The sequence below is a fragment of the Chryseobacterium carnipullorum genome (assembly GCF_900142785.1).
Taxonomy (GTDB): domain Bacteria; phylum Bacteroidota; class Bacteroidia; order Flavobacteriales; family Weeksellaceae; genus Chryseobacterium; species Chryseobacterium carnipullorum.
In genome coordinates this window covers 185,926-211,454 of record NZ_FRCD01000010.1, presented here as the reverse complement: position 1 = coordinate 211,454, position 25,529 = coordinate 185,926, and the positions used below count along the sequence as shown (strand labels likewise).

Sequence of the window (25,529 nt, the reverse complement as noted above, 5' to 3'; positions counted from 1 at the left end):
TTGCCTGAAGAGGACAACTTTTTCCTTTTTTGGACAATAAAACAAAGTTCAACTAAAATAAAATCCGTCTCGCAAATTGGTTGTGAGACGGATTCTTTTTATTTATTAAACTTTTTCTATTGGTTCAACGACCATATGGAATAGCTGTTTGGCGGAGACTGGATCTTCACCCATTGATCTCCCTGCGTTGTAGGATACCAGGTAGAATTACCTGTAAAATCTTTGATCTGCTTACTGCTCCAGTTGGTTTGCACCCATCTTTCCTGCCAGCTTGATGAATTGTTGATATAAACTACAAGTCCGGGATTTCCATTGTACCCGTTACGTCTTGCAATATATTCATCATTATCTGTATACAGAATAGAGGTATTTCCGGTGGCTTTGTTATTATGAATCCAGATCAGATTGTTCAGTTTTTGTTTATTCAGCCACTCTTCATAATCCCGGTAAAAGATCGTCGGATATCCTTCATGAGTCAGAATATAGGCATAGGCCGGCATTTTATTGTTAATAATATCTGTATCATGATTGGCTACAAAAGTAACAGCTTTGTAAGGATTTCTTTTCCACATCATATCGTCATTCAAAGCATTTAAATTTCCATTATCAAAAGCTTCATCCATTTTATAATAGGCTGCAAAATCGAAGACGGAACTGTTGGCATTGTTCGCCCACCATTCCAGAGTATTCACATTGGAATCCCACAGTTCACCTACGGAAAATCCGCCCACATTGCTATTCCAGGTATTAACTACCCAAGGTCCGAAACCTTTGACATAATCAAATCTCCAGCCGTCAAATTTCATGACATTTTTATAGTACTTTCCAACAGAATCATCTCTTCCCCAAAGCCAGTCCTGAACGTAGGGATTAGCGTGACAAAGATCCGGAAACCCACCAAAAGCCCCTTCATCATTGTTTCCATAGGAGTTTTTATAAAAATCATTGTAGCTTCTTGGAAATTTACCCGAAGCTATGGCTGAGAAATCGGTCCATGTATTGGTTTCTGTAAAAGGATTGGACTGAGATTGTCCACCACTGTTGTGATTGATGACAATATCTGCATAAACCTGCATATTTTCAGCATGGGCCTTTGTAATTAATGCTTCCAGTTCAGTTCTTGAACCAAATCGTGTTTCTACACTTCCGTTTTGGTTGAAATTTCCGAAATCATAATAATCGGTAGGATCATATCCCATGGAATACGCTCCGTTCTGAGCTTTTGAAGCAGGAGGAAGCCATACTGCACTGATCCCTGAATCTGACCATGCGGCGAGTTTGTCTTTCACGGTATTCCACCAGTTTCCACCTTCGGGAACATCCCAGTAAAATCCCTGCATAAGAACTCCTCCTCCGGGACCGGATACAAATTTCCCGGATACAGATCCGCTTCCTGTACTAAAAGGACGCCCGTCATGCGTTGTCACATTAACGGTTTTGCTGTGAGATTCCTGTTTCCTCAGATTTTCATTATCATTTTCATCAGTGTTCTGACAGGAATTAAAAACGGCTAAAACCAGCATCGAAACTAAGAAATGTGTTTTTTTCATACTACTATTTTAATTATTAACCTATTAACTAAATTACAATTTTCTTAAAACAAATTCTATAAAATGTGAAATATTTTAATTTTCACCAAAAGATCTTTGGAAAAGGATGCCTACAATTTTCATTAAAAAATCATAAACTTTTTATATTTTCAAAACAATTTTTCTTTTAATCCATATATTTGCATATTATGGAATATAACACCCAAAGAACTCAGCTTCATATGCCAGAATATGGCAGAATCATACAGCAGTTGGTTGAACGCTGCAAGGAACTCCCTACCAAAGAGGAAAGGAGTGAAATGGCCATGGCTATTATCGATTTTATGGGTCAGAGAAACCCTCAACTCCGTGACGAAGACAATTATAAACATAAACTTTGGGATCATCTTTTCATTTTAGCAGAATATGATCTTGATGTAGAATCCCCATATCCTTTCCCTACCAGAGAACAATTGGCCGAAAAGCCGAAAAGAATGGAATATCCTAAACTTCAGGGAGATTTTAAGTTTTACGGGAAAAGTATCCTTCAACTGATTGAAAAGGCCATCGAACTTGAACCGGGTGACGAAAAGGAAGCCCTGATCGAGGTGATCGCCAACAATATGAAGAAGTCTTACAATGTATATAATAAGGAACATGTAACGGATGACGTCATTTTCCGTCACCTTAAAGAGTTGTCTGAAAACAGGCTGGACCTTACGGGAATAGAATCGCTTGAAAAGAGCAAAATCTATTACACCACCAACAATAATAGCAGAAACAACAGCAACAACGGGCGAAATAACAGCAATAACGGACGAAACAACAGCAATACCAATAAAGACCAGACTAATAAGAGAAGGCATAATAACAACAACCATAAAAACAGAAAGTAATGAGTGGAACATTTCAGATAAGGGGAGGAAAAAAACTGCATGGGGAAATAACTCCACAAGGGGCAAAAAATGAAGCTTTACAAATTTTATGTGCTGTCTTGTTAACCGATGAGGAGGTAAGAATTAAAAATATTCCTGATATTCACGACGTCAACAGACTGATCGAAATTCTAGGTGATTTCGGGGTAAAAGTAACCAAAAATGGCCAGGGCGATTTCACATTCAAAGCCGACAAGGTCAATTTCGACTATATAAAATCAGACGAATTTAAAAAAGACGGAGCTAAACTGAGAGGTTCCATTATGCTGATGGGGCCGATGCTTGCCCGCTACGGTGAAGCTTATATGCCGACTCCGGGAGGTGATAAGATCGGAAGAAGAAGATTGGATACGCATTTCCAGGGATTGGTAGAACTAGGAGCTGAATTTAATTATGATGAAGAGGAATATTTCTATTCATTAAAAGCGAAAGAACTGAGAGGGAAATTTATTCTTCTTGAGGAAGCTTCCGTAACCGGAACTGCGAATATCGTTATGGCAGCAACCCTTGCTAAAGGAAAAACAAGAATTTATAACGCTGCGTGCGAACCTTACCTTCAGCAACTATGTAAGATGCTGAACAGAATGGGTGCCAATATTTCCGGAATCGGTTCTAACCTGGTAACCATTGAAGGGGTAGACTATCTTCACGGTACGGAACACACAATGCTTCCGGATATGGTAGAGATCGGATCATGGATAGGACTTGCTGCCATGACGAAATCTGAAATTACCATCAAAAATGTCAACTGGAGCCAGCTTGGCGTGATTCCCAATACATTCAGAAAATTAGGAATTCAGCTTGAACAGAGCAATGACGATATCTTTATTCCTGCTCAGGAAAACTATAAAATCCAAAAATTTATTGACGGATCTATTCTTACCATTTCAGACGCTCCATGGCCAGGATTTACGCCGGATTTATTATCGATTATTCTGGTAGTAGCCACTCAGGCCAAAGGAAGTCTTTTGGTTCACCAGAAAATGTTTGAATCCAGATTATTCTTTGTGGATAAACTGATCGATATGGGGGCACAGATTATTTTATGTGATCCGCACAGAGCAACAGTAATCGGATTGAACCAGGAAGCTCCGTTGAGAGGAACGACTATGGTTTCTCCTGATATCAGAGCCGGAAATGCCCTTCTGATCGCGGCACTTTCTGCGGAAGGAAAATCCATCATCCACAATATCGAGCAAATCGACAGAGGGTACGAAAATATTGATGGAAGACTGAAAGCCATTGGTGCTGACATTGAAAGAATTTAAAAATACATTGTATTCCAATAAAAAAGCGTTCAAATTAATTTTTGAACGCTTTTATTTTTTTGAAACATCGGTTACCAGCCGCCTCCGCCTCCACCGCCACCGCCACCGCCGGAGAATCCTCCGCCGCCGGATCCGCTGCCGGAACTGGATGGCTTTGTAGATGCAGACTGTATCGATTGCGTAAGACTTGAGTTCAAAGTATTTCCGAATGCATAATGATTCATTACGCCTCCATAATACCAGGTATTGTTATATTCTGTTGATGTTCTTTTCAGCAAATCATCAAATTTCTGTCCCCAGATCTGATCGACTCCCATCACCATCGCAAAAGGAAGGAGGGTCTCGAAAACCTGTGGGGTCATCTGAGGAGGATTATGGAATTTCAGCTGCTCATTTTCAGCTGCTCCCATATACATTTTAAAACCGTCTATCAGTGATTTTTTCCTTAGCTTTTCTTTGGATGGCTGTTTGATTAAATACTGATAAAGCACCATCACAGAAAAGGACAGAGCAAGAAAAATATAACAGACACTGAAATTGATACTCGTATCATCTGTACCTTCCTGAGAAATAATCCCTCCTATTCCTAAAATAATACTGATGGGAATAGGAATCAGGAACAGAAGCTTCCATGAGAGTTTTTTTGCTAAAAAGGCTATCAAAACAAATGCAATAAAAAGAACAATATATAAAATCCCTCCGGCAAATACTCTTTCAAACTCAGGCAGGATCGTATAGCTTATAAATAAGCCCAAGCCATAAAACACAGTAATGATAAGCCATGGGAGTAATAACTTCTTTGTATTATTTCCTTCATTTAAAAAATCCTCATGCTGAAATCTTAGCGCTTCTTTGAAATTGAGAACCGCCTTTTCAATCTTCGAATTATATTTTCCGTCAAACTTTACAGCATTTTCAGATTCTGAAAAAAGACTGTTCATCAGATTGATCTCTTCTTTGGAAAGGGATTCATCTGCCGGTTTCAGTTTTTGCAGCGTAAAAGTTTTGGTATTAAAAAATCCCAGCAGACCGGAATCTTCACCCTCAATAATCTTGACATACCCCTTGACGGCAAGATTGACAACCGCTGCGGTAAGGTATTTATTCTTAAAACTTTCGGAACTGATATATCCGAGAGAAGACGGTGAAAGATTTTCGGGAACATTAAACTGCGGATAAACGGTTGGTGTTTCAGGATCAACCCCATATTTTCGCCATGTCGAATACAAACACATTAAAAGAATTAAAAACAGGATACATCCACCCATCAGAATTCCATATTTTTCAAGGAAAGTCGGTGGCGGTGGAGGAACCATTAGACCTTTTTTGAAACCTACTGCAATGGTAAGTCCTTCATTAGCCCGAAGCCCTGCCGCACTCCATTCAATGGCATGCTCAGACAATACCTGAGCCGTACAATTTTGGCTGTTGCTACCGTAAGCTCCCGTATAACAAGAGTTTTGGATAATTCCTGCTCCTTCGGGAAGATTCACTTTTGCAGAAACAGAATCTACATCGAAATCCCAGTAGGTTCCGTTCACATTCCAGTAAAATTCATCATACTTCGCAAAAAATCCGATCTGGTTCTGTGCTTTGTATTTTATTTCATAGTCGTAGGTTCCTGGATCAAGGATAATATCTTTATTTCCTGCATAAATCTTTAAATAGCCATCTCCTGTCTCTTCATGGTAATTTTCATCGATTCCATTTTTTTTCACAGAGATGATATCGTATTGTACTTTCTGTGTTTTATTGTTCAGATTTCTGGATAAAGGAAGTGCCCGGAAAATTCCTCTTTTGATGTTATTTCCGAGACTGTACACCTTAATATTTTCGGTTACGGTAATTCCTGAATTTTTATCCACATCAATATCCGAATGAAAAGAAATAATTTTTTCCGTTCCGATCATCGATAACTGATCTGCCCTGGCCAATTCGTTTTGGGCAAAGGCTACGAAAAAAAACTGAAGAAGGAAAAGCAGTAACCCCTTTTTCATTTCTTAGAATTTTACAGTTGGTACTTCTCTTTCTGCAATATTATCCAGTTCAAAGAAAGGCGATTTTTCAAATTTGTACATGTTCGCAATGATATTGCTTGGAAAAGATTCAACTAAAGTATTGTTTTCGCGCACCGTTCCGTTGTAATATCTTCTTGCTTTTTCCACATCATTTTCTATGGAAGTAAGTTCGCTTTGAAGTTGCTGAAAATTAGTGTTCGCTTTCAGATCAGGATACTGTTCTGCAACGGCAAATAAATTCATCATCGCCTGATTCAGGTTTTTCTCAGCCGCTTCTTTGGACTGAACAGAATCTGCCCCTACTGCCTGCGTTCTCGCTCTGATCACGCTGTCAAGAGTTTCCCGTTCGTGGGTAGCATAGCCTTTCACCGTTTCCACAAGATTGGGAATAAGGTCATGGCGTTTTTTAAGCATCACATCAATACTGCTCCACGCTTCCTGAACCAGATTTCTCAGTTTTACAAGACGGTTGTAGATCGACACTGCATAAATAGCAAACGCTGCGATTAAAGCAATAATAACTATACTCATACATTTTTATTTTATATCCTTTAAAAGTACTCTTTTTTTGAATCGGAAATAGAAATTTAAGAATAGTCTGGAATTATTTTAATGGAATTTCTTTTAAACCATTAAAAATATTGAATAGATGAAAGCAAATTAAATCAAAATTTTGATTTTAAAAATCCCGTTGATATCACAAAAAAAAGTATCCGGAAAAACCGAATACTTTCTGTAATTAAAACTATATGAACCTCCCCTAAAAATACTTCCGGCAGTTGTATTCCACCATGGTATTTAAAAGTTTATTTTTATTCAGATAAAACTCCAGCTGCTGGTAGTCTTCTGAATTGACATTAATATACAATTGTACCGAACCAAAACTGTTTCCATTCACATATTCTACATTGGCAGATAACACCCTGTGGCAGATCCCAAACTGATTGTAGATGGTATTCATTAAATGCTCAAATTTCATCTTGCCATTCAATTCTATTTCCAGTATCAGTTCTTTTTTAGGCAGCCCGATTGGATTATTCGGTATTCCCTGTAATGTTGGATTAGGTGTAATCATCATTAAACAATTTTTTGGTTAAACATTTTCTAGATCATGGTTGCTTTCTTGCATTAAATCTTTGACAAAAATATAAAAAATTATTAGTCCACCAAATTAGTAGACTAATAATTTTAAATTTTAACTTATTTTTTTTTAAGCTCAGGATAATAGAATAGAATTATTTCCCCACAGATTACACGGAGATCATTGATTTTACAAAAAAAAATACCTCTAAAGATCATTCAAATCTTTAGAGGCTGTAGTATTTTAGAGTTCCCCTACTCTTTCCAGTTTTTCTGAAGCTGCTAACCCATTTGGATTACATCCGAGTTCTCCTTCAGGAACGGCAAGATTTTTCTTTTTATAAAATGCTGTCCAGAATTCATTGGTCTTCCCTGTTTTAGGGTCAATAAAGGTCATAGGTTCTAATGTGAAAATTTTGCTTTCCCGGAACGCTCTTTCTATGTAATCTGAACAGTAATACGAATTGTCATCTAAAATATAATTGAAATTATAGGGTTTTCCCACCATAGATTCTGCTTTTTTAAGTGCTTCGGGAACAGATTTCTGATAGTCAGATTTTAAGCGGTAGATCATTACTTTCTGCCCTTCATCAGACTGGTCTTTAAGAAAAGAGGTCAGGTCTTGTTTCTGGGAACCTCCTTTTGGAGCTGCATGCAGCACATACCAGTGATTATTTTCCTTTTCCACAATTCCAATATGATCAAAAGAGGCCTCTTTTTGCTTTTGTGTCACATTATTAATTGCTCCCGACAGTCCTGTTTCTTTTGCCGTGACAAAAAGCAGGTCGCCGTTCTTTAATTGTCCGGCTCCGGGTTGAGAAGTACAACTCTGCACAAGAAGTAGCACAGCTAATATACTACTATAGGTAAAGGTTTTTACAAAGTTCAAAAACAGAACTTTTTTTAATCTAATCATAACGCGTTTATCATTAAGTGGTCAAAATTACAAATTGCATTCATTATATGTATGTGAAAATACTTAATTACCTTTGCAGAACCAGCAATAAAACCTGACTTCTATGCCTCATATCCTGTTAGTTGAAGATGATAAAAGACTTTCGCAGCTGATTGCGAGAGGAGTAATGGAAAATGAGATGGAAGTAAATATTGCTGCGGACGGTGAAACAGCACTCAAGCTTACCGAATTAATGGATTTTGATCTGATCATCACTGATATTATTCTTCCCGTTAAAAACGGACTGGAATTCTGCAAGGAAATCAAGGCACTGAAGCCCGAGATCCCGGTTATTATGCTGACTGCATTAGGAACAACGGATGATAAGCTGGAAGGTTTTGATTCCGGGGCAGATGATTATCTTACCAAACCCTTTGAAATGAGGGAACTCATAGCCAGAGTCAAAGTTCTGCTTAAAAGATATTCCACCTATCGTCCGGAAACCTCATCTGTGTTGCACTACGAAGATATTGAGATGGATTTAAAATTAAAAACGGTCATTCGTGCCGGAAATCCAATCAAGCTTACTCCTAAAGAATTTAACCTGATGAAATTCCTGCTTGAAAATCCTGAAAGGGTTCTATCCCGACATGAAATTGCAGAAAATGTATGGGAAACCCATTTTGATACGGGGACAAATTTCATTGACGTTTATATTAATTATATCAGAAAAAAAATCGACCGCAGCTTTGACACCAAACTTATTCATACAAAAGCAGGTATGGGGTTTATTTTGAAAAAGGGCTACGAAGATAATTCCAACGCTTAACGATCCGGTATGAAAGTTAGAACCAGGCTTACCTTACTTTTTACTCTAGTCACTGCGATGCTCATTAGTTTTTATGGCGTTGCGATCTACTATTCTTCAAAAGAAGCCCGGGAAACTTCATTTTACACGGAACTTAAAAGTGAAGCGGTTGCCAAAGCCAATCTCTTTTTTCAGGGAGCACTGAGCGAAAAGGAAATGCATCAGCTATATAAAAACAATACCCAGACTCTGAGTGAAGTTCAGGTCGCGATCTATGATTCCCATTTCAATCTTGTTTATCATGATGATTCTAAAGTGGATTACGTGAAGGAAAACCCTGAAATGCTGTCAAAAATCTTTAAAAGCAAACAGCTTTTCTTCTTTCTGGACGATTTGCAGGTAACAGGAATCGTTTATTCCCATAACGGACAACAGTATGCAATCACTGCGGCGGCTTATGATCAGTATGGTTATAATTCCATCAATCATTTATTGACCATCAGTAGTATTTCATTCATTATTATTCTTGTCCTTATTTATCTGGCAGGTCTTTTTCTTTCTAAAAAAGCACTCAGTCCTGCTGTGAAAATGGTGGAACAGATCAAAAGGATCAACGCTGGAAAACTTCAACTCCGGTTGGATGAGTCTGAAGAAAAAGGAGAGTTCCACGAACTTGAAAAAAACTTCAACCAGATGCTGGAAAGACTGGACAACTCTTTCAGCACACAAAAACATTTTGTCTCCAATATTTCTCACGAACTCAACACCCCACTCGCTACCATGACCGCTGAACTGGAACTGGCTCTGCAGAAAAATTACACCCAGGAGGAATATCAAAAGATTATCCTGAATGCATTAACGGATGTGAAAAATTTGAGTAAGCTTTCCGGAAGTTTAATGGATCTGGCCAAAGCCAGCTATGACCCTGCTGAAATAAGCTTTTCAGAAATCAGAGTAGACGAAATACTGATGGAGTCTTATGCTAAAATCAGGAAAGAAAATCCTCAGTATAAAATCAACCTCAACATTGATCCGGCAATTGATGAGCAGAAACTGATCCATAAAGGAAATCCTTATCTTCTTCTGGTTGCATTCAATAACCTGATTGATAATGCCTGTAAATATGCTTCAGACAATACCTGTTTTATTAATGTTTCGGCTGTATCTGATCACCTTTCCATTAAGTTGATCAACAATGGATTGCCTGCTTCCGAAAAGGATCAGCAGAATATATTTAAACCTTTCTACAGAGCAGAAAATTCCGTTGACAAAAAAGGATACGGAATAGGCCTCTACCTTACCCAAAAGATTATTAGTCTTCATCACGCTCAAATCCAGATTTCTTCAGGAGAAAATACAACCAGCTTTCAAATCACTTTTTAGACAGAGGAGAAAAGGTAAAAGATGAAAGAGAAAAGAAGATAGATAATAGACGTCACAATTTAACTATAGGTTAATGATATCAGAATACGACGTATATAACTTCACTCTAACTTCTAAAATCTAGCCTCTCTAATCAAATTCTAATAACATTCTAAACCATCTCTAACAGCTTCTCCCAGCCGTTACCACTACTTTTGCAGCAAAATAATTCCAACTATGGACGCAGATCCTTCCAGTTATTATCAACCGTAAGCCTTTTCTGAGCATGCTTTTTCTGTATGCCTGAAAAAGGCCTGCTAAAAAGAAAAAGTTATGAATACATTAGAATTTGCTACCCGCTTACTGGCTGCTCTTATTTTGGGTGCATCCATTGGTTTTGAAAGACAGTGGCATCAGAAAAGTGCAGGGCTCAGGACCAATACACTGGTATGTCTGGGATCGGCAGCATTTGTTTTATTATCTCTTAAAATCGGCGGTGATGCTACAGGTAGAATAGCCTCATACATCGTTAGCGGCATTGGTTTCCTTGGCGGCGGCGTTATCATGAAAGACGGACTAACCGTACGTGGACTGAACACTGCTGCTACCATCTGGTGTTCTGCCTCTGTGGGCTCACTGGCTGCTTTGGGATTCGTGACCGAAGCCGGAATAACTGCCGGACTCATCATCTTAATCCACACTGTATTACGTCCTTTGGGAAAAACATTAGGCTCCAAAACAATTCGCGCCAGTACCTCCGAATATCTTATCACGATTCAATGCAGAACGGAAATCGAAAACCATGCAAGAGTATTGCTGATGCAGTCTTTCAATTCAACTGATCAGATCCTGTTAAAATCTCTGACCAGCGATGATACCGAAACCCCGGAAAATATTATTATTTCTGCAGAAGTCTATTCTTCTTCACCTCAGGATAACATGATCGAAAAAGCGATCAGCAGGCTCACCCTGGAAGATAAAATTACCCGAGTCAGCTGGGAAATCATCGGAACTGAAAACGATTTATAAACTTAAAACTCAATGTACAATGATTCTAAACAATGAAACCCGATTTATTAAAATATTCTCAATGAAATCAGTATTCTTTACTCCTGTTCTTGCTTTTATTATTTCCTGCAGCGGTAAGAAAGAAGAACCTCAGCAGAAAGAAACCTTTAGTATCAAAGGAAATCATGTCATCATATCAGAAAACAATCCGGTATTAAAAAAGATCATCACTGAAACGGTTACGGAGCAGCAGTACAGCAAGAACATCACTTCCGCCGGAACTATAGAAACCATTCCAAATAATTATGCAGAGATAGCAAGTCCATTTTCAGGGCGCGTGATCAGATCCTTTATCAATATCGGACAAACCGTAAAGGCAGGAAGTCCTATTTTTGAGATCCTTGCCCCCGGATATTCTTCCGTCCGTAAAGATTATTCTGATGCAATGAACGATGTAAGACTTGCAGAAAAAAATTACAAACGTCAGCAAGATCTTTTCAGACACGGTGTAGGGATCCAAAAGGAACTGGAAGAGGCAGAAACTGAATATCAGAATAAGAAAACCTCTCTCTCCAATGTTTCGTCTACATTGAACACTTACAACAGCAAGGGTTCAGGAGGAACCTACATTATTAAAGCACCGATCAGTGGAGAAATTATTTCCAATAAGATCGTTACCGGACAATATCTGAAAGAAGATTCCGAACCGGTTGTCATCATCGCTGAACTGTCAAAAGTATGGGTCACAGGTGCGGTGAAGGAAAAAGATATCCGTTTTATCAGTCCTGGCGACCCTGTATCGGTGAAAATCAATACCTATCCGGATATGGAAATTACCGGAAAGGTATATCACATCAGCGAACTGGTAGATGAAGATACGCGAAGTATCAAGGTTTTAATCCAATGTGATAATCCGCAAAGAAAATTAAAACCAGGAATGTTTGCGGCTGTCACTTATTCTGCAGGAACAGAAAAAGCTGTGATTATCCCCTCACAAGCACTGATGCAACAAGGCGACCGTCAGTATGTCTGGATAAAAACAGGAAGAAATGAATTTACAAAACGTTTCATCAATCCCGGCAGCACTTCCGAGAAAGCAACCATGATCAGTTCAGGACTACAACCTGGAGACATCATCATGATCCAGGGGGGAATTTATATGCCCGGGACAAAATAACACCTCTTTTCATCCTTCCGAAAGCCTTTGCCCACTGAGCCAACGACTTCCGGACTATTAAATCAATTTTATGAAAAAACTACTCACACTCTCTATACAGAAGAGATGGCTGATGCTTGCCCTTTTCTTATTATTAGGAATTTTTGGATATTATTCATGGACCAAGCTCTCTGTGGAGGCTTATCCTGATATTGCCGACACGACATCGCAGGTGGTAACTCAGGTTCCGGGGCTTGCTGCCGAAGAAATAGAACAGCAGATCACCATTCCTTTGGAAAGATCACTCAATGGTTTGCCGGGAATGCACATCATGAGAAGCAAAAGCACTTTCGGACTTTCTATCATTACCATGGTTTTTGATGATGGCGTTGATGATTATTGGGCAAGACAGCGCATCCAGGAAAGACTTTCCGAGGCTGAACTTCCTTACAATGCCCAGCCGGGCTTAGATCCTCTGACCTCTCCTGTGGGAGAAATTTACCGCTATATTATTGAAGGAAACGGACAAAGTCTGAGAGAACTGACGGACCTGCAGAATTTCGTCATTATTCCAAGAATCAAACAGGTAACAGGTATCGCAGATGTGACCAATTTTGGAGGAATCACGACCCAGTTTCAGATCGAGCTGGATCCTCAGAAGCTGGATCAATATGGGCTCTCTTTATCTGAAGTCACTGAAACGATTACTAAAAACAACAGCAACGCAGGAGGAAGTATGCTCCCAAGAGGTGATCTGGCGTATGTGGTACGGGGAATAGGACTAATCAAAGGCTTAGATGATTTAGGTAAAATTGTTATCAAAACAGAAAAGGGGGTTCCGCTATTTTTGAATGATGTGGGAACTCTGAAATACGGCAATCTTGAAAGGAAAGGAATTCTGGGTTATACAGACAGGACGCGGAATTATAATGAAAGTACCGGAGGAATTGTACTTCTGCTAAAAGGACAAAATCCTTCAGTCGTTCTAAAAGATGTTCATCAGGCTATTGAAGAGCTGAATACCAATATTCTTCCTGCTGGTGTCAAAATTCATCCTTATCTGGACAGAACAGACCTTGTTAATACAACCCTGACTACGGTCACCCATACTTTAACCGAAGGAATTGTTTTGGTGATCATTATCCTGATTGTATTTTTGGGAAGCTGGAGAGGAGCACTGCTTGTTGCCATTACCATTCCTTTGTCGCTTCTTATTGCATTTATCCTGATGTATTTCACGAATATCCCTGCCAATCTGCTTTCATTAGGAGCAATAGATTTTGGGATCATTGTAGACGGATCGATTGTAATGCTGGAAGTTATTTTAAAAAAGAGAGAAGACAACCCGGAAAAGGAACTTGAAGAAAAGACGATTATCCAGAGAGCAACAGAGATCGCAAAACCAATTTTCTTTTCTACAGTCATTATCATTACGGCTTATATTCCCCTGTTTGCTTTTGAGCGGGTAGAAAAGAAACTCTTCACTCCTATGGCTTTTACGATCGGATATGCATTACTTGGGGCACTGGCAGCCGCTTTGATTTTGATTCCCGGGCTTGCCTATGTTATTTACAGAAAGCCCCAGAAGATATTTCACAACCGCTGGCTCGAAAAAATAAGCAGTCTTTATGGTAAAAGAATTGATAAGATTATAAAGGCTCCTAAAAAAATGTTGATTCCGGCATGCATCATTCTATTTTCCGCAGGACTGCTTTCTTTTATGGTGGGCAAAGACTTCCTTCCGGAACTGGATGAAGGATCTATCTGGCTTCAGGTACAGCTTCCTCCCGGAATCTCATTGGATAAAGCCAGGGAGATGAGTGATTCATTACGAACTCAGACGATGAAACATTCCGAAGTCACCTATGTGATGGTACAGGCCGGAAGGAATGATGACGGAACAGACCCGTGGACGGCTTCCCATTTTGAAGTTTCTGTAGGCATAAAACCTTACAAAGAATGGGCATCAGGAAAAACCAAAGTGGACCTTATCAAAGAACTGGCTGATGATTATAAAAATATGCCGGGGTTTTCGGTAGGATTTTCACAACCTATGATTGACGGGGTTATGGATAAAATTTCCGGTGCACACAGTGAACTGGTTGTGAAAGTATACGGTGATGATTTTAACGGAACCAGAAAGATCGCAGAACAGATCCTTTCCACTTTAAAGACCATTCCGGGATCCGCAGATCTTGCCATCGATCAGGAGCCGCCTCTTCCCCAACTGCAGATTATTGCAGACCGGGACAAAATTGCCCAGTACGGACTGAATGTTTCCGATGTGGCAGACCTCATCGAAACAGCTTTAGGCGGAAAGGCTATTTCACAAATCTTCATCGGCAATAAGGTATATGATATTTCGTGCCGGTATGCCGAAAACAGCCGAAACACTCCGGATAAGGTAGGAAATCTTATGCTGACTTCAGCTTCAGGTGCTAAAATACCTCTTTCACAGGTAGCTGAAATTAAATTGAGCACGGGAGAAAGCACCATTACAAGAGAAATGAATAAAAGACATCTCACCGTTAAACTGAATTTAAGGGATCGGGATCTTTCCTCTTTTCTGAAAGAAGCGCAGAATACTATTGAAAAAGATATTCGCTATGATCATCTGAAATACCAGATCAAATGGGGCGGGCAGTTTGAAAACAAAAACAGGGCTTACTCCCGATTGGCATTCATTGTTCCGATCGCACTGTCTGTGATGTTCTTACTGCTTTACGGAGCCTTTGGAAGCTTCAGACAGGCGCTTGTTCTGATGAGTATTATTCCCCTTGCTTTATTCGGAGGCATGCTGGCATTGAATGTACGGAGTATGACCTTAAATGTTTCGTCAGCGGTGGGCTTCATTGCCCTGTTCGGAGTAGCCGTACAGAACGGAGTAATTATGGTATCTCACATCAATACGCTCAGAAAGCAGGGATTTAATTTAAAAACGTCCGTGGTTAAAGGAGCGGAAGATCGTTTCAGACCTGTACTGATGACTGCTTCCGTTGCTGTGATAGGACTATTTCCGGCTTCACTGGCTACGGGAATTGGTTCTGATGTTCAGAGACCTTTAGCTACAGTCATTGTATATGGTCTTATGTTTTCAACGCTGCTTACTTTATTTATCCTGCCGGCGATCTATTATCTCGCAGAATATCATTTTGACAAACAAAAAATAAATTCGAATGAAATCTAAAATCATTTTCACCATATCACTTGGGCTCTTATTTCAAATTTCCGTAAATGCCCAGGAGAAAGAAACTTTAAATTTTGCCTCTTATCTGAGTGAGGTCAGAGAAAAAAATCTAAACTATGCCGCTCAAAAATATAATGTCAGTATGACGGAAGCTTCTATCCTGACGGCGGGATTGTTTCCGGATCCCCAGCTTGAAATGGAAACTTCAGACAATGGAGTTTCAAAAAAAATGGGGTATACGATCGGAACTTCAGTAAACTGGACTTTGGAACTTGGTCACAAAAGAAAAGCAAGGATAGAAACTGCAAAAAATCAGGCTGAGTATTCTAAGCTTCAACTTCAGGATTTTTTAAGAAACCTGATAGCGGATGCGTCTGTTGGATACATTGAAGCATTAAAAACAAAAGCTCTTGTTGACATCCAGAAAGATTCTTACCTCAGCATGCATCAACTTGCAACATCCGACAGCATCCGATACAGGCTGGGCGCTATCTCTCAGGTGACATCCAGACAAAGCAAACTGGAAGCTTCATCTTTACTGAATGATCTCTATAAGGCAGAAAGCATCAGCAGACAATCATTCTCAGCACTTTTTATATTTCTGGGAACGGATCAGCAAGAAAAAGAAATTAGTGGAAACTTCAAGGCTTTTAACAGAGACTTTAATTCTGAAGATCTTATTTTGGAGGCTGTTAATACCAGATCTGATCTTTTGGCCTCAAAACAGAATATCCATACAGCCGCCAGCCTGATTAAGCTTGAAAAGGCAAACCGTATCATTGATTTGGGATTAAGTGTAGGCGTAGAGCATAGCACCTGGGCAACCAATGAAATTGCTCCTTCCCCCGCTGTGAACGCCATAAAGCTGGGAGCCAGCATTCCTTTGAAGTTTTCAAACCGCAGAAATGCTGATCTGAAAATCGCAGAAATAGGACGTAAGCAGGCAGAAACGGAGTATAAGCAGATCGAAAACAGCATCCGAACAGAAGTTATGCAGGCTTATTATCAATATCAGGCCACCCAGAAACAGCTGAAACAATTTGACAATGGAATGCTTTCCGAAGCCAAAAGTATTCTGGATGGTATTATTTATAGTTATCAGAGAGGTGAAAGTTCCATTTTGGAAGTTCTGAACGCACAGAGGACCTATAATGATATCAGACAGCGCTATATTGAAACACTTGCAGATAATGCGGTAGCGCTTATTGAATTGGAAAGGAAAACCGGGATCTGGGATATTGATTTTTGATGATGATTGTATTTATTTGGTTAGGTTTCGGGGGCATTGTTAACCACCCCGTCAAAAATTCTTTGAATTTTTGACACCCCTCCATGGGAGGGGAATGATCATCGTTTGAATAGTAAGCTTATTTTCAGCTGAGTACATCATCCTCAATAATTTTTTTTTATTCTTTAGCATAAATGTAATTTCTATCCGATAAGCCATGTCCATGAAAAATTTAAGCAGTCAAAAAGCTTTTGCTATTTTTTGATTAGATATATAAAGTAAGTCGAGAGTCTATTTCTTTTTTGAAGTGGGCTCTTCTTTCTTTTTAAACTGAGTTTCATACATGTCAATCCATTCTTCCAGTGTTATTTTCTTGCTGACCTCAGCGATAAGTTCAAAAGGAATATCATCCATTTTTTTGAAGCGGACGCATGATTTTCCCATATCCAGCTTTCTTTTGGAATACTTTGGATATTCAGCGACAAACCATTCCAGCAATTGAGGATCTGCATACATTCCCATGTGATACAATGCAATAAAGTTCTTTTGCGAAGCTAATGCTATAAATGGCAAAGGTGAACCTGGCGTACAGTGATAGCCAGCAGGATATCTTTCCAGGGGAACTGCCCAACCTACCATCCCGTAGGCAGTGGTTTCCTGAAAACCTTCCGGCAGATTATCATTCACAGTATCGAAGAACTTTTTGAATACCTCCTGTCTTTCCTCAGGAATTTTTGAGATATAATCGGCTACGGAGTCTGCTGGAATTTGCATTGTCAATTGAATTTTATAATCATCCAAAATAACAAAATTTATGAATATGTTGAATCAAAAAAAACGACAGTACATAAATGCACTGCCGCTCAATTTTATTGACCTTAAAAAAAATTATTTTCTGACTGCTTTCACCGTAGACTGTGAACCGTCTTTGAAATAGATCGTAACAAAATATAATCCAGTATTCAGTGTACTTAAGTCCAGTTCCTTCAAAGCTCCGGTAAAAGTTTTGACCGTTCTTCCGGAAGTATCTCCTACGGTTACAGATTTCACTTCTCTGCTGTCTGAGATATACAGAATATCTTTGAATGGATTAGGATGAACTGATGCTTTCTTCACTCCTTTTATTTCTGAAGTACTTAACAGAGCACTTTCCACCTTAAAATTATCAACATAAAAATTATAATCAGGATCATCATTCACGGCTCCGTCTGTTCCGTAAAAAGCAAATACGGTGTTGGCACTGTTATATCCTGTTAAATTATAAGAATATTGAGTCGAAGTATTGGTGGGAGCATTGGCCTCATTCCATGTTTCAAGAATGGTCCATGTTGTTCCTCCATCATTCGATACCAGGAAATGAACAACGTCATCAGATCCCATAGGTGAAGCAGCGGTACTAAAATAGGCCGTTACACCATAATCAAATTTCACTTTGTAAGAACCTGCGGACAGATTAAATGGTAATGTTTTAAGCCAGCCTGTTCTTCCGGTAGTATATAAGTTGATCGTTGCTGATCCGCCAGACCCGACTCCTAAAAAGCCACCCGACACCCAATAGGGAGTGGTACCGGTAGGAGCTGTGGCAGGAGTTCCCCCCGAAAGTCCGGCTGTCCAGCATGTTCCCGGGAAGCTGCTGAAATCATGAGTATACGAAGGGACAACCGTACCACAAAGTGTGGTAAATGTTCCCGACAATGACCAACCGCTCTGTGCCGTTGCCGTGCTGCAATTACTTCTCACCCAGTAATAGTAGACTGTACTTGGTGATAAGGAGGGAATCGTAAAGGTATTTCCTGTTACTCCAGGGTGATTAGGTACCGTTGTACTTGTTGGTGCTGCATTGGTTGTACTGTAATACACATCATAGCTCACCGCCTGAACGCTGCTTGGGATTGTCCATGAAACTTGAGCAGAAGTTGAAGTAAGCGTCCCCACAGGCTGAAGTGTTGGAGCTACACAGTCGGTATAAGCATCGGCAGAGAAGGCGAAAATATTGGCAATTCCAGTCCCCCCAACTTTGGCTACGGTAACACTTTGAATAGGTTTGGTCTGGTTGGCAGCATCTATCGTTAAGACAGACTGGTAAAGTCTTGGATTGGTAGAATTCGGTTCCAGAACGTTATTACTTCTGTTAATTCTTCCAATTCCCTGGACTGCATAACTTGTTCCTCCGTACCAGTCGGAGATCGCTACTCCGGAAAATGTCTGAGAGGTAGCATCTGTAAAGTTGACAGTTACATTCACTGTACACGTTCCGCTTCCTCCGGTAGAAAGCATATAGACTTTAAAAGCGGGAACAGGTGTGATAAATGATAGTGTTCCGCTATTGCTTCCTGTAGTATTACTGGAAATTTTTAAGGAATTATTTCCATACAAATCTCCCAGTTTAAAGCTCAGTCCCGGTGTAGACGCCACGGCAGAATTAATAATTCCATTAACAGGAAGTCCGTAGGTAATGGGTGTACTTGTAGCAGTAAGTTTAAAATCCCGCGCGACAAATGCAAAAGACACTCCATCAACATCTTCGGTAGTAGACGTCATTGCGGACCCTACATCATTGGCAATAACATCTGCCGTATATCCGGACTGGACTGGCATGGTTTGAAAATTTTGGGCATTCATCAATGATGCCGCAAAAAGAGTCATCATAGGAAGAACTCTCAGTGGTAAATGTATTTTCATGATTATTTTTTATTATCGGTTAAATTTAATAAAAAACACAATGCAAAACTGATAATTTTATAAAATAAACAATTATAAATCAATAATATTATGATATCAACATTCTGACTATATAGAAAATTTATTTTCTGACCAAATATTTTATTCACATTTTAATGTATTATTTTGACAATTTTAATCATTTTGTCCCATCATCAATCTGGAATAGTCAATATTTTTCAACAAGCTGACAGCCAGCATCAAACATCAATAAAAAAAAATTACTTTTCAATCCACAGAATCAGTAACAATCAATTTTAATTTACTGATTTTCAAAACAATTAAAAAGCATTCAAAATCCACAACAGGTTATTTTATTATTGAGAAATTAAATCTTATTTTTGCCATACAAATTTTTTGAACAATGCCGAATATTTCAAACAGAGCACAGCATATGCCGCCATCGCCGGTAAGAAAACTGGTTCCTTACGCTTTAAAAGCGAAACAGCAGGGAATAAAAGTATATCACCTTAATATCGGTCAGCCTGATATTGAAACGCCGGAAACCGCTTTAAATGCTTTAAAGAACATTGATCTTAAAGTATTAGAATATGCACTTTCTGAAGGTAATATAGAATACAGAAGAGCCCTTACAGAGTATTATCATACTTTAGGGTTTTCAGACCTGACACCTGATAACTTCATTGTAACAAACGGAGGTTCTGAAGCGCTAAACTTCGCGATCTCTACTTTATGTGATGATGGTGATGAGGTCATCATTCCTGAGCCTTACTATGCCAATTACAATGGTTTTACGAGCACCTTCAATGTTCATGTGGTAGCTGTTCCATCTACGATTGATACAGGTTTTGCCCTTCCTCCGATCGAAGAATTTGAGAAAAAAATTACAGAAAAAACAAGAGCAATCGTTATCTGCAACCCAGGTAACCCTACAGGCTATCTTTACACTCGTGAAGAGCTTCAGAAGTTAGCAGAAATTGCTTTGAAATATGATATCGTTATTATCTCTGATGAAGTATACAGAGAATATGTTTATGATGGAAAGCAGCAGATCTCTATGCTGGATTTCCCTGAACTTAGTGAAAACTGCATTATCATTGATTCAGAATCCAAGCGTTATTCGATGTGCGGGGTAAGAATCGGATGCCTACTGACCCGTTCTAAAAAGATCCATGATGCAGCGATGCTTTTTGCACAGGCAAGATTAAGCCCTGTTCTTTTGGGCCAGATCGCAGCAACAGCAGCTCACCAGAACGATGGTGTCTACATCAGAGCAGTAAGAGAAGAATATACCCACAGAAGAAATATTCTGGTAGATCTTCTGAACGGTATTCCAGGAGTAATCTGTCCTAAACCAAAGGGAGCATTCTATTGTGTTGCTGAACTTCCGGTAGATGATACTGAGAAATTTGCACAGTGGTTACTAGAAAAATACTCTCTTAATAATGAAACGATCATGGTAGCTCCGGCAGGAGGTTTTTACAGTGATCCTGAATTAGGAAAAAAACAGGTAAGAATTGCCTACGTACTGAAAGAAGAAGATCTTAAAAGAAGTGCTGAAATTCTTAAACAAGCGCTGAAGAAATACAGAGAAGAATTTAGTCTTTAAAAATATAATCTATGGTGCCGGCAATAAAAAACACTTATCTGAAACTCCTGTTTTCAATATTTTTGTTGCCGGCACTTTTTTCCTGTGATCCAAAAAAGGAAGAGGTTTCTGCCGTCCACCAAAATTCCAATGAAATAACCTTCATTAGTGTATCCAATATCGGAGGTGATCAGGGAGATTATAAAATTATCAAAGTTACTCAGGATTCCATCCATGCAGAGAAGGGAATTGCGGCCCGCGGAACTCATCAGGAATGGCACTCAGCAATCAGTATACCCATCTGGAAACAGCTGATATCTTCGATTAAGACTAAAGATCTTGATGAGATCCAAAGCTCTCCCAGCCAACAGTCTGTAGACGGTATTGACGAAACGTTTCAGATCAGAACTCCGAAAAAGTCACACATCTATGTCAACTCTTATGCAGATACGCTTCATTACCAACAGCTGAAACAGTTTAAAGAACAGCTCAATATGATTCTTCCAACAGAATACCAATAACAATATGCAAGAAAATTTTTCCCTAAAGCCTTACAATACATTTGGCGTTGACGTCAAAGCAAAATATTTTATTGAAGCAACTACCATTGAAGAACTTAAGGAGGCCATCCGTTATTCTAAAAATCATGATTTTAAGGTCTTATTTTTAGGCGGCGGAAGCAATATTCTGCTGACCAGAGATTTTGACGGACTTACCATTAAACTTAGCCTGAAAGGAATCGAAGAGGAAGACCTGAGTGAAAATGAGGTTCTTGTAACAGCAAAAGCAGGGGAAAACTGGCATGAATTCGTAAAGTACAGCCTTGATAAAAACTATGGCGGGCTGGAAAATCTTTCTTTAATCCCGGGCAATGTAGGCACTTCACCCATGCAGAATATCGGCGCGTACGGAACTGAGATAAAGGATACTTTTGTAAGTTGTACCGTTTTGGATCTTGAAAATCTTGGATTGAAAACGTTTAATCTGGAACAGTGTCATTTTGGCTACAGGGACTCCATTTTCAAGCAGGAAGGAAAAGGGAGGTATGTGATTTTGGACGTCACTTTCAAATTAACAAAAAAACATCATCATATTAAAACGGAATACGGAGCGATACAAACTGAACTGGAAAATCTGGGAATTACTCATCCTACCATTCAGGATGTTTCCAAAGCCGTCATCAATATCAGACAAAGCAAACTTCCGGATCCAAAAATGACCGGAAATGCAGGAAGCTTTTTTAAAAACCCAACCATTCCTTTGTCCCAATTTGAAGATCTGAAAAAGAAATTTGAAAATATCCCCGGCTATCCCAACGGAGATGTGGTAAAAGTACCTGCCGGATGGCTTATAGAGCAATGCGGATGGAAAGGAAAACAAATTGGAAATGCAGCGTCACATAAACTTCAGGCTCTGGTCATCGTGAATGCTACAGGAAATGCTACGGGAAAAGAAATTTTTGATTTTTCTACTGAGATCATTCATTCCGTACAGGAGAAGTTTGGGATAGAACTCGAACGGGAAGTGAATATTTTATAATATACAAAAGACAGTTACTGAAAATAACTGTCTTTTTTTTGTCAACAAAATCACTATTTTAGCTAAAAAAAGAGCACAAATATGAAAATCGCTATTCTCGGAGCCGGTAATATGGGCCTTTCCTTTTCAAAATCATTTTTAAAATACGATCTGATTAAGCCTGAACATCTTCATCTGATCACAAGAAGTCAGTCTAAGATTTCCAAGATTGCCGAAGAGTTTCCAAAATCCAAAATCTCTACTTTTGAAGAAACCCAGGAACTGGATGCCGATCTTATTATCATTGCTGTAAAACCTCAGGATTTCCTGCATGTTGCACAGAACTTTCACTTCACATTAAAAGAAAACCAGATGGTCCTGTCGATTATGGCCGGAATCAAGATTGAAAAGATTCAGCAGTTATTACATCACCCGCTTGTCGTAAGAGCAATGCCTAACTCTCCTACTCTTCTGGGAATGGGAATTACCGGATACACAGCCGCCAACGGTATTTCCTTCAGCCAGCTGATCAATATTGAAAGACTCCTGAACAGCACCGGAAGATCTGTATATTTAGAAAACGAAGATCTCATGGACGGCGTTACGGCACTTTCAGGAAGCGGACCTGCTTATTTTTACTATATCGTAGATGCCATGATAAAAGCTGGCGTAGAAATGGGTATTGAAGAGAATCTTTCTAAACTTTTTGTTCAACAGACGATGTTGGGTGCTTACCATCTGATCAATAATTCTGAAAAGAGCCTTGAAGAGCTTATCAAAGACGTTGCATCCAAAGGCGGAACTACGGAAGCGGCGTTAAAAACATTTGAAGATAACAGTTTTAAAGAAATTTTAAAAAACGGAATTTTAAATGCTGAAAAACGGGCTAAAGAACTAAACGGATAAATTTCTTTTCTACAAGCCTGCAAAGCAACCATCCAAGATAAACACCGAAAGTATTAAGAATAATATCATCTACCTCAAATATCCCCATTCTTGTAAAATACTGAAGTGCTTCAACGATGACTATGGAAGAAACGAAAACATACAACAGCATTTTCAGATCTTTAAGCTGAGGAAAGACCCATCCTAGAAACCCGAAAGGCATAAACATAATGATGTTGCCCAACACAATAATCACAACATCTTTCCAGCCAATGGTGTTATGGATAAACTCCAATGTAGAGAGAATAGGCTCTACGGTAATCTGGTTATCTTCGTATTGAGATCTGCCCATTCCTAAAAACATCAGGTAAAGCAAAATCAGTGTATACGGAACAATAATGATTTTATAAAATTTCTTTAACATCAAGTGCAAATTTATTCATTTCAAAAACATTAAATTTGTTTGTTAAATTAATTTAATGAAATACCTTTTACTTACACTCATTTCAGCGATGCTGCTGTCTGTGTCTTGGCCCACTTACGGAGTACCGTTCTTTATATTTTTTGCGCTTGTTCCGCTATTGATGATGGAACACGGCATATCCAAATTTTCAGCTTACAATAGAAAAAGCTGGATGGTCTTTGGGCTCTCTTACCTTTGTTTTGTGATCTGGAATATTGTAACAACCGGATGGCTTTATGGTTCCAAAAACCCGGACGGAAGCCACTCGATGATGGCAGTGATCTTTCCGGTGCTCGTGAATTCTTTCCTGTACTCTCTTGTTTTCCAGTGCTACCATTGGTACAAGAATGCACAGGGAACCTACTGGGGATTAGCCTTTCTGATCGCTATATGGATGAGCTTTGAAAAATTTCACCTTAACTGGGAACTGACATGGCCGTGGCTGAATTTAGGAAACGTATTCTCAGATTACCCTAAACTGATACAGTGGTATGATACACTGGGAGCAACCGGTGGAAGCTTCTGGATCCTGTTGATCAATGTTTTAATTTTCTACACGATACGAACCTGGGAAGCAGGAAGAAAAAGAAAAGATCTGATCAGAAACGTTTCTATTATGGGGGTACTGGTTATTCTACCTATGATTGTTTCAATAATCAAATACAATAACTTCAACGAAAAACCTTCGGGACAGGTGAATGTTCTGATGCTTCAGCCTGATCTTGATCCTTACGCTGAAAAGTATTCAAAGGACAGTCTTACCATTGAAAACGACCTGTTAACTTTAGCAGAGAATAGTTCAAAAGGCAAAATCGATTATTATATCGCTCCGGAAACTGCTCTTCCCGGAAGAGGATCCATCTCTGAAACCGCTTTTGACAAAAGTTTGCTCTTAAATAATGTTAAAGGATTTTTATCAAAACATCCGGGCTCTGTTTTCGCAACAGGAATTTCTTCACACCGTTTTTATAAAAATAAAGAAAACCTTCCCAAAGAAGCTTACCAGCTCAATCCTGACCTTTGGGTAGAAAGTTATAATACCGCCATTCAGGTTGCACCACAGCAAAAAATTCAGGTATATCACAAAGGGAAACTTGTTCCTGGAGTGGAAATCTTCCCGTATATGAGTGTTTTAAAACCTCTTCTGGGGGATGCCATGCTCAACTTGGGCGGAACAGTGGCTTCTTTGGGAATAGATAAAGAAAGAATGGCATTTTCAAATCCGTACAACAAAGGCCGTATGGCACCCATCATTTGCTATGAAAGCATTTACGGTGAGTTTACAACCGATTATGTAAAGAAAGGAGCCAACTTTTTAGGCATTATGACCAATGATTCCTGGTGGGGAGTTACGGAAGGACATAAACAGCTTCTCTCTTACGCAAAACTAAGAGCTATCGAAAACAGAAGAGAAATTGCCCGTGCTGCCAATAGCGGTATCTCTGCACATATCAATGCTAAAGGAGAAGTAGTAGCCGATACTTTCTACGGAGATCAGACCACATTATTTGCAAAAGTGAATCTTTATGAAACCATGACCTTCTACACGAGAGCAGGAGATCTTTTATCAAGATTTTCCATTTTTGCACTGGGCTTTTTACTGTTTTACTTTTTGATTGAGAAGTTCAGAAGCAAGATTAAAAAAGCTTAATAGTGATGATCTTTTCAACACCAATAGCGCTAATAGCCTGTACTGACCAGCCTATTTATTGGTAAGAAATCTCAAGTACATAATTCCTTTTTCTACCGAGGGAAATATACTTGCATAAAATAGATGACCATCATTCAAACGACTAAAATTCCCCTCCCATGGAGGGGTGGCGAAAATTCAAAGAATTTTTGACGGGGTGGTCTCCCCGCATAACAACGAAAAAAATAAGAAATAGAAAAGCCAGCTGGACGACTGGCTTTTCTCACTA

General features: G+C 39.2%; 21 protein-coding genes. 13 read left to right on the top strand and 8 right to left on the bottom strand.

The features are described 5' to 3' along the window. Positions 1 to 116: 116 nt before the first annotated feature. Positions 117 to 1,550 (bottom strand): alpha-amylase, encoded by a 1,434-nt coding sequence (locus BUC06_RS13055; protein WP_073334449.1) that lies wholly within the window; start codon positions 1,548 to 1,550, stop codon positions 117 to 119. 188 nt (positions 1,551 to 1,738) lie between these two features. Between BUC06_RS13055 and BUC06_RS13050 the strand changes: the two genes are divergently transcribed. Beyond that, complete coding sequence (locus BUC06_RS13050; RefSeq protein ID WP_073334448.1) at positions 1,739 to 2,425, top strand: DUF4290 domain-containing protein; 687 nt, start codon at positions 1,739 to 1,741, stop codon at positions 2,423 to 2,425. Next, on the top strand, positions 2,425 to 3,732 hold the full coding sequence (murA, locus tag BUC06_RS13045; RefSeq protein ID WP_073334447.1) for a UDP-N-acetylglucosamine 1-carboxyvinyltransferase: 1,308 nt from the start codon (positions 2,425 to 2,427) through the stop codon (positions 3,730 to 3,732). Before BUC06_RS13050 ends, murA begins: the two co-directional genes overlap by 1 nt. Positions 3,733 to 3,803: 71 nt before the next feature. Here murA and BUC06_RS13040 read toward each other — a convergent pair whose 3' ends face one another. From BUC06_RS13040 to BUC06_RS13025, 4 genes are all read right to left on the bottom strand, one after another. Continuing rightward, complete coding sequence (locus BUC06_RS13040) at positions 3,804 to 5,729, bottom strand: DUF2207 domain-containing protein (RefSeq protein WP_073334446.1); 1,926 nt, start codon at positions 5,727 to 5,729, stop codon at positions 3,804 to 3,806. Between the two features lie 3 nt (positions 5,730 to 5,732). Beyond that, positions 5,733 to 6,281 (bottom strand): LemA family protein, encoded by a 549-nt coding sequence (locus BUC06_RS13035; protein ID WP_073334445.1) that lies wholly within the window; start codon positions 6,279 to 6,281, stop codon positions 5,733 to 5,735. Positions 6,282 to 6,510: 229 nt separating this feature from the next. Next, complete coding sequence (locus BUC06_RS13030; protein WP_228423730.1) at positions 6,511 to 6,828, bottom strand: NIL domain-containing protein; 318 nt, start codon at positions 6,826 to 6,828, stop codon at positions 6,511 to 6,513. A gap of 246 nt (positions 6,829 to 7,074) precedes the next feature. Beyond that, the gene (locus tag BUC06_RS13025; protein ID WP_228423728.1) at positions 7,075 to 7,719 is read right to left on the bottom strand and encodes a YiiX/YebB-like N1pC/P60 family cysteine hydrolase; all 645 of its coding nucleotides are present in this window, start codon (positions 7,717 to 7,719) and stop codon (positions 7,075 to 7,077) included. Positions 7,720 to 7,849: 130 nt separating this feature from the next. On the opposite strand from BUC06_RS13025, the gene BUC06_RS13020 reads away from it, so the two are divergent. The 6 genes from BUC06_RS13020 to BUC06_RS12995 all read left to right on the top strand — a co-directional run bounded on the left by BUC06_RS13020 (position 7,850) and on the right by BUC06_RS12995 (position 16,495). Further along, entirely contained in the window at positions 7,850 to 8,554 is a 705-nt protein-coding gene (locus tag BUC06_RS13020; protein WP_073334443.1) for a response regulator transcription factor, read from the top strand. A gap of 9 nt (positions 8,555 to 8,563) precedes the next feature. After that, on the top strand, positions 8,564 to 9,916 hold the full coding sequence (locus BUC06_RS13015; RefSeq protein ID WP_073334442.1) for a sensor histidine kinase: 1,353 nt from the start codon (positions 8,564 to 8,566) through the stop codon (positions 9,914 to 9,916). Between the two features lie 312 nt (positions 9,917 to 10,228). Continuing rightward, positions 10,229 to 10,924, top strand: a complete 696-nt coding sequence (locus BUC06_RS13010) for an MgtC/SapB family protein (RefSeq protein ID WP_073334441.1) — start codon at positions 10,229 to 10,231, stop codon at positions 10,922 to 10,924. Positions 10,925 to 10,985: 61 nt separating this feature from the next. After that, positions 10,986 to 12,080: an efflux RND transporter periplasmic adaptor subunit gene (locus tag BUC06_RS13005; RefSeq protein ID WP_073334459.1), complete on the top strand. Its 1,095-nt coding sequence runs from the start codon at positions 10,986 to 10,988 to the stop codon at positions 12,078 to 12,080. A 70-nt stretch (positions 12,081 to 12,150) separates the two neighbouring features. Continuing rightward, on the top strand, positions 12,151 to 15,246 hold the full coding sequence (locus BUC06_RS13000; RefSeq protein WP_073334440.1) for an efflux RND transporter permease subunit: 3,096 nt from the start codon (positions 12,151 to 12,153) through the stop codon (positions 15,244 to 15,246). Then, on the top strand, positions 15,236 to 16,495 hold the full coding sequence (locus BUC06_RS12995; protein ID WP_073334439.1) for a TolC family protein: 1,260 nt from the start codon (positions 15,236 to 15,238) through the stop codon (positions 16,493 to 16,495). The genes BUC06_RS13000 and BUC06_RS12995 overlap by 11 nt, the downstream gene beginning before the upstream one ends. A gap of 270 nt (positions 16,496 to 16,765) precedes the next feature. Here BUC06_RS12995 and BUC06_RS12990 read toward each other — a convergent pair whose 3' ends face one another. Together BUC06_RS12990 and BUC06_RS12985 are read right to left on the bottom strand one after the other, a co-directional pair. Then, positions 16,766 to 17,248, bottom strand: a complete 483-nt coding sequence (locus tag BUC06_RS12990; RefSeq protein WP_073334438.1) for a DUF1801 domain-containing protein — start codon at positions 17,246 to 17,248, stop codon at positions 16,766 to 16,768. Positions 17,249 to 17,362: 114 nt separating this feature from the next. Beyond that, positions 17,363 to 19,156 (bottom strand): T9SS type A sorting domain-containing protein, encoded by a 1,794-nt coding sequence (locus tag BUC06_RS12985; RefSeq protein ID WP_073334437.1) that lies wholly within the window; start codon positions 19,154 to 19,156, stop codon positions 17,363 to 17,365. Between the two features lie 403 nt (positions 19,157 to 19,559). On the opposite strand from BUC06_RS12985, the gene BUC06_RS12980 reads away from it, so the two are divergent. The 4 genes from BUC06_RS12980 (at position 19,560) to proC (ending at position 23,168) form a co-directional block, all read left to right on the top strand. Continuing rightward, the gene (locus BUC06_RS12980) at positions 19,560 to 20,765 is read left to right on the top strand and encodes a pyridoxal phosphate-dependent aminotransferase (protein ID WP_073334436.1); all 1,206 of its coding nucleotides are present in this window, start codon (positions 19,560 to 19,562) and stop codon (positions 20,763 to 20,765) included. An 11-nt stretch (positions 20,766 to 20,776) separates the two neighbouring features. Then, positions 20,777 to 21,265: a hypothetical protein gene (locus tag BUC06_RS12975; RefSeq protein ID WP_139263356.1), complete on the top strand. Its 489-nt coding sequence runs from the start codon at positions 20,777 to 20,779 to the stop codon at positions 21,263 to 21,265. 4 nt (positions 21,266 to 21,269) lie between these two features. Continuing rightward, on the top strand, positions 21,270 to 22,283 hold the full coding sequence (gene murB / locus BUC06_RS12970; protein WP_073334435.1) for a UDP-N-acetylmuramate dehydrogenase: 1,014 nt from the start codon (positions 21,270 to 21,272) through the stop codon (positions 22,281 to 22,283). 81 nt (positions 22,284 to 22,364) lie between these two features. Further along, the gene (gene proC / locus BUC06_RS12965) at positions 22,365 to 23,168 is read left to right on the top strand and encodes a pyrroline-5-carboxylate reductase (protein WP_073334434.1); all 804 of its coding nucleotides are present in this window, start codon (positions 22,365 to 22,367) and stop codon (positions 23,166 to 23,168) included. Here proC and BUC06_RS12960 read toward each other — a convergent pair. Next, positions 23,149 to 23,571 (bottom strand): VanZ family protein, encoded by a 423-nt coding sequence (locus tag BUC06_RS12960; RefSeq protein WP_073334433.1) that lies wholly within the window; start codon positions 23,569 to 23,571, stop codon positions 23,149 to 23,151. The genes proC and BUC06_RS12960 overlap by 20 nt on opposite strands. A 55-nt stretch (positions 23,572 to 23,626) precedes the next feature. Here BUC06_RS12960 and lnt point away from each other — a divergent pair, with 55 nt between their 5' ends. Beyond that, a complete protein-coding gene (gene lnt / locus BUC06_RS12955; RefSeq protein WP_073334432.1) occupies positions 23,627 to 25,261 on the top strand; it encodes an apolipoprotein N-acyltransferase in 1,635 nt (544 codons plus the stop codon). Positions 25,262 to 25,529: the final 268 nt, after the last annotated feature.

Bases quoted from the DNA above. Each gene is read 5' to 3' on its own strand.
- BUC06_RS13055 (WP_073334449.1), bottom strand. From the start codon at position 1,550: ATGAAAAAAACACATTTCTTAGTTTCGATGCTGGTTTTAGCCGTTTTT.
- BUC06_RS13050 (WP_073334448.1), top strand. From the start codon at position 1,739: ATGGAATATAACACCCAAAGAACTCAGCTTCATATGCCAGAATATGGC.
- murA (WP_073334447.1), top strand. From the start codon at position 2,425: ATGAGTGGAACATTTCAGATAAGGGGAGGAAAAAAACTGCATGGGGAA.
- BUC06_RS13040 (WP_073334446.1), bottom strand. From the start codon at position 5,729: ATGAAAAAGGGGTTACTGCTTTTCCTTCTTCAGTTTTTTTTCGTAGCC.
- BUC06_RS13035 (WP_073334445.1), bottom strand. From the start codon at position 6,281: ATGAGTATAGTTATTATTGCTTTAATCGCAGCGTTTGCTATTTATGCA.
- BUC06_RS13030 (WP_228423730.1), bottom strand. From the start codon at position 6,828: ATGATGATTACACCTAATCCAACATTACAGGGAATACCGAATAATCCA.
- BUC06_RS13020 (WP_073334443.1), top strand. From the start codon at position 7,850: ATGCCTCATATCCTGTTAGTTGAAGATGATAAAAGACTTTCGCAGCTG.
- BUC06_RS13015 (WP_073334442.1), top strand. From the start codon at position 8,564: ATGAAAGTTAGAACCAGGCTTACCTTACTTTTTACTCTAGTCACTGCG.
- BUC06_RS13010 (WP_073334441.1), top strand. From the start codon at position 10,229: ATGAATACATTAGAATTTGCTACCCGCTTACTGGCTGCTCTTATTTTG.
- BUC06_RS13005 (WP_073334459.1), top strand. From the start codon at position 10,986: ATGAAATCAGTATTCTTTACTCCTGTTCTTGCTTTTATTATTTCCTGC.
- BUC06_RS13000 (WP_073334440.1), top strand. From the start codon at position 12,151: ATGAAAAAACTACTCACACTCTCTATACAGAAGAGATGGCTGATGCTT.
- BUC06_RS12995 (WP_073334439.1), top strand. From the start codon at position 15,236: ATGAAATCTAAAATCATTTTCACCATATCACTTGGGCTCTTATTTCAA.
- BUC06_RS12990 (WP_073334438.1), bottom strand. From the start codon at position 17,248: ATGCAAATTCCAGCAGACTCCGTAGCCGATTATATCTCAAAAATTCCT.
- BUC06_RS12985 (WP_073334437.1), bottom strand. From the start codon at position 19,156: ATGAAAATACATTTACCACTGAGAGTTCTTCCTATGATGACTCTTTTT.
- BUC06_RS12980 (WP_073334436.1), top strand. From the start codon at position 19,560: ATGCCGAATATTTCAAACAGAGCACAGCATATGCCGCCATCGCCGGTA.
- BUC06_RS12975 (WP_139263356.1), top strand. From the start codon at position 20,777: ATGGTGCCGGCAATAAAAAACACTTATCTGAAACTCCTGTTTTCAATA.
- murB (WP_073334435.1), top strand. From the start codon at position 21,270: ATGCAAGAAAATTTTTCCCTAAAGCCTTACAATACATTTGGCGTTGAC.
- proC (WP_073334434.1), top strand. From the start codon at position 22,365: ATGAAAATCGCTATTCTCGGAGCCGGTAATATGGGCCTTTCCTTTTCA.
- BUC06_RS12960 (WP_073334433.1), bottom strand. From the start codon at position 23,571: ATGTTAAAGAAATTTTATAAAATCATTATTGTTCCGTATACACTGATT.
- lnt (WP_073334432.1), top strand. From the start codon at position 23,627: ATGAAATACCTTTTACTTACACTCATTTCAGCGATGCTGCTGTCTGTG.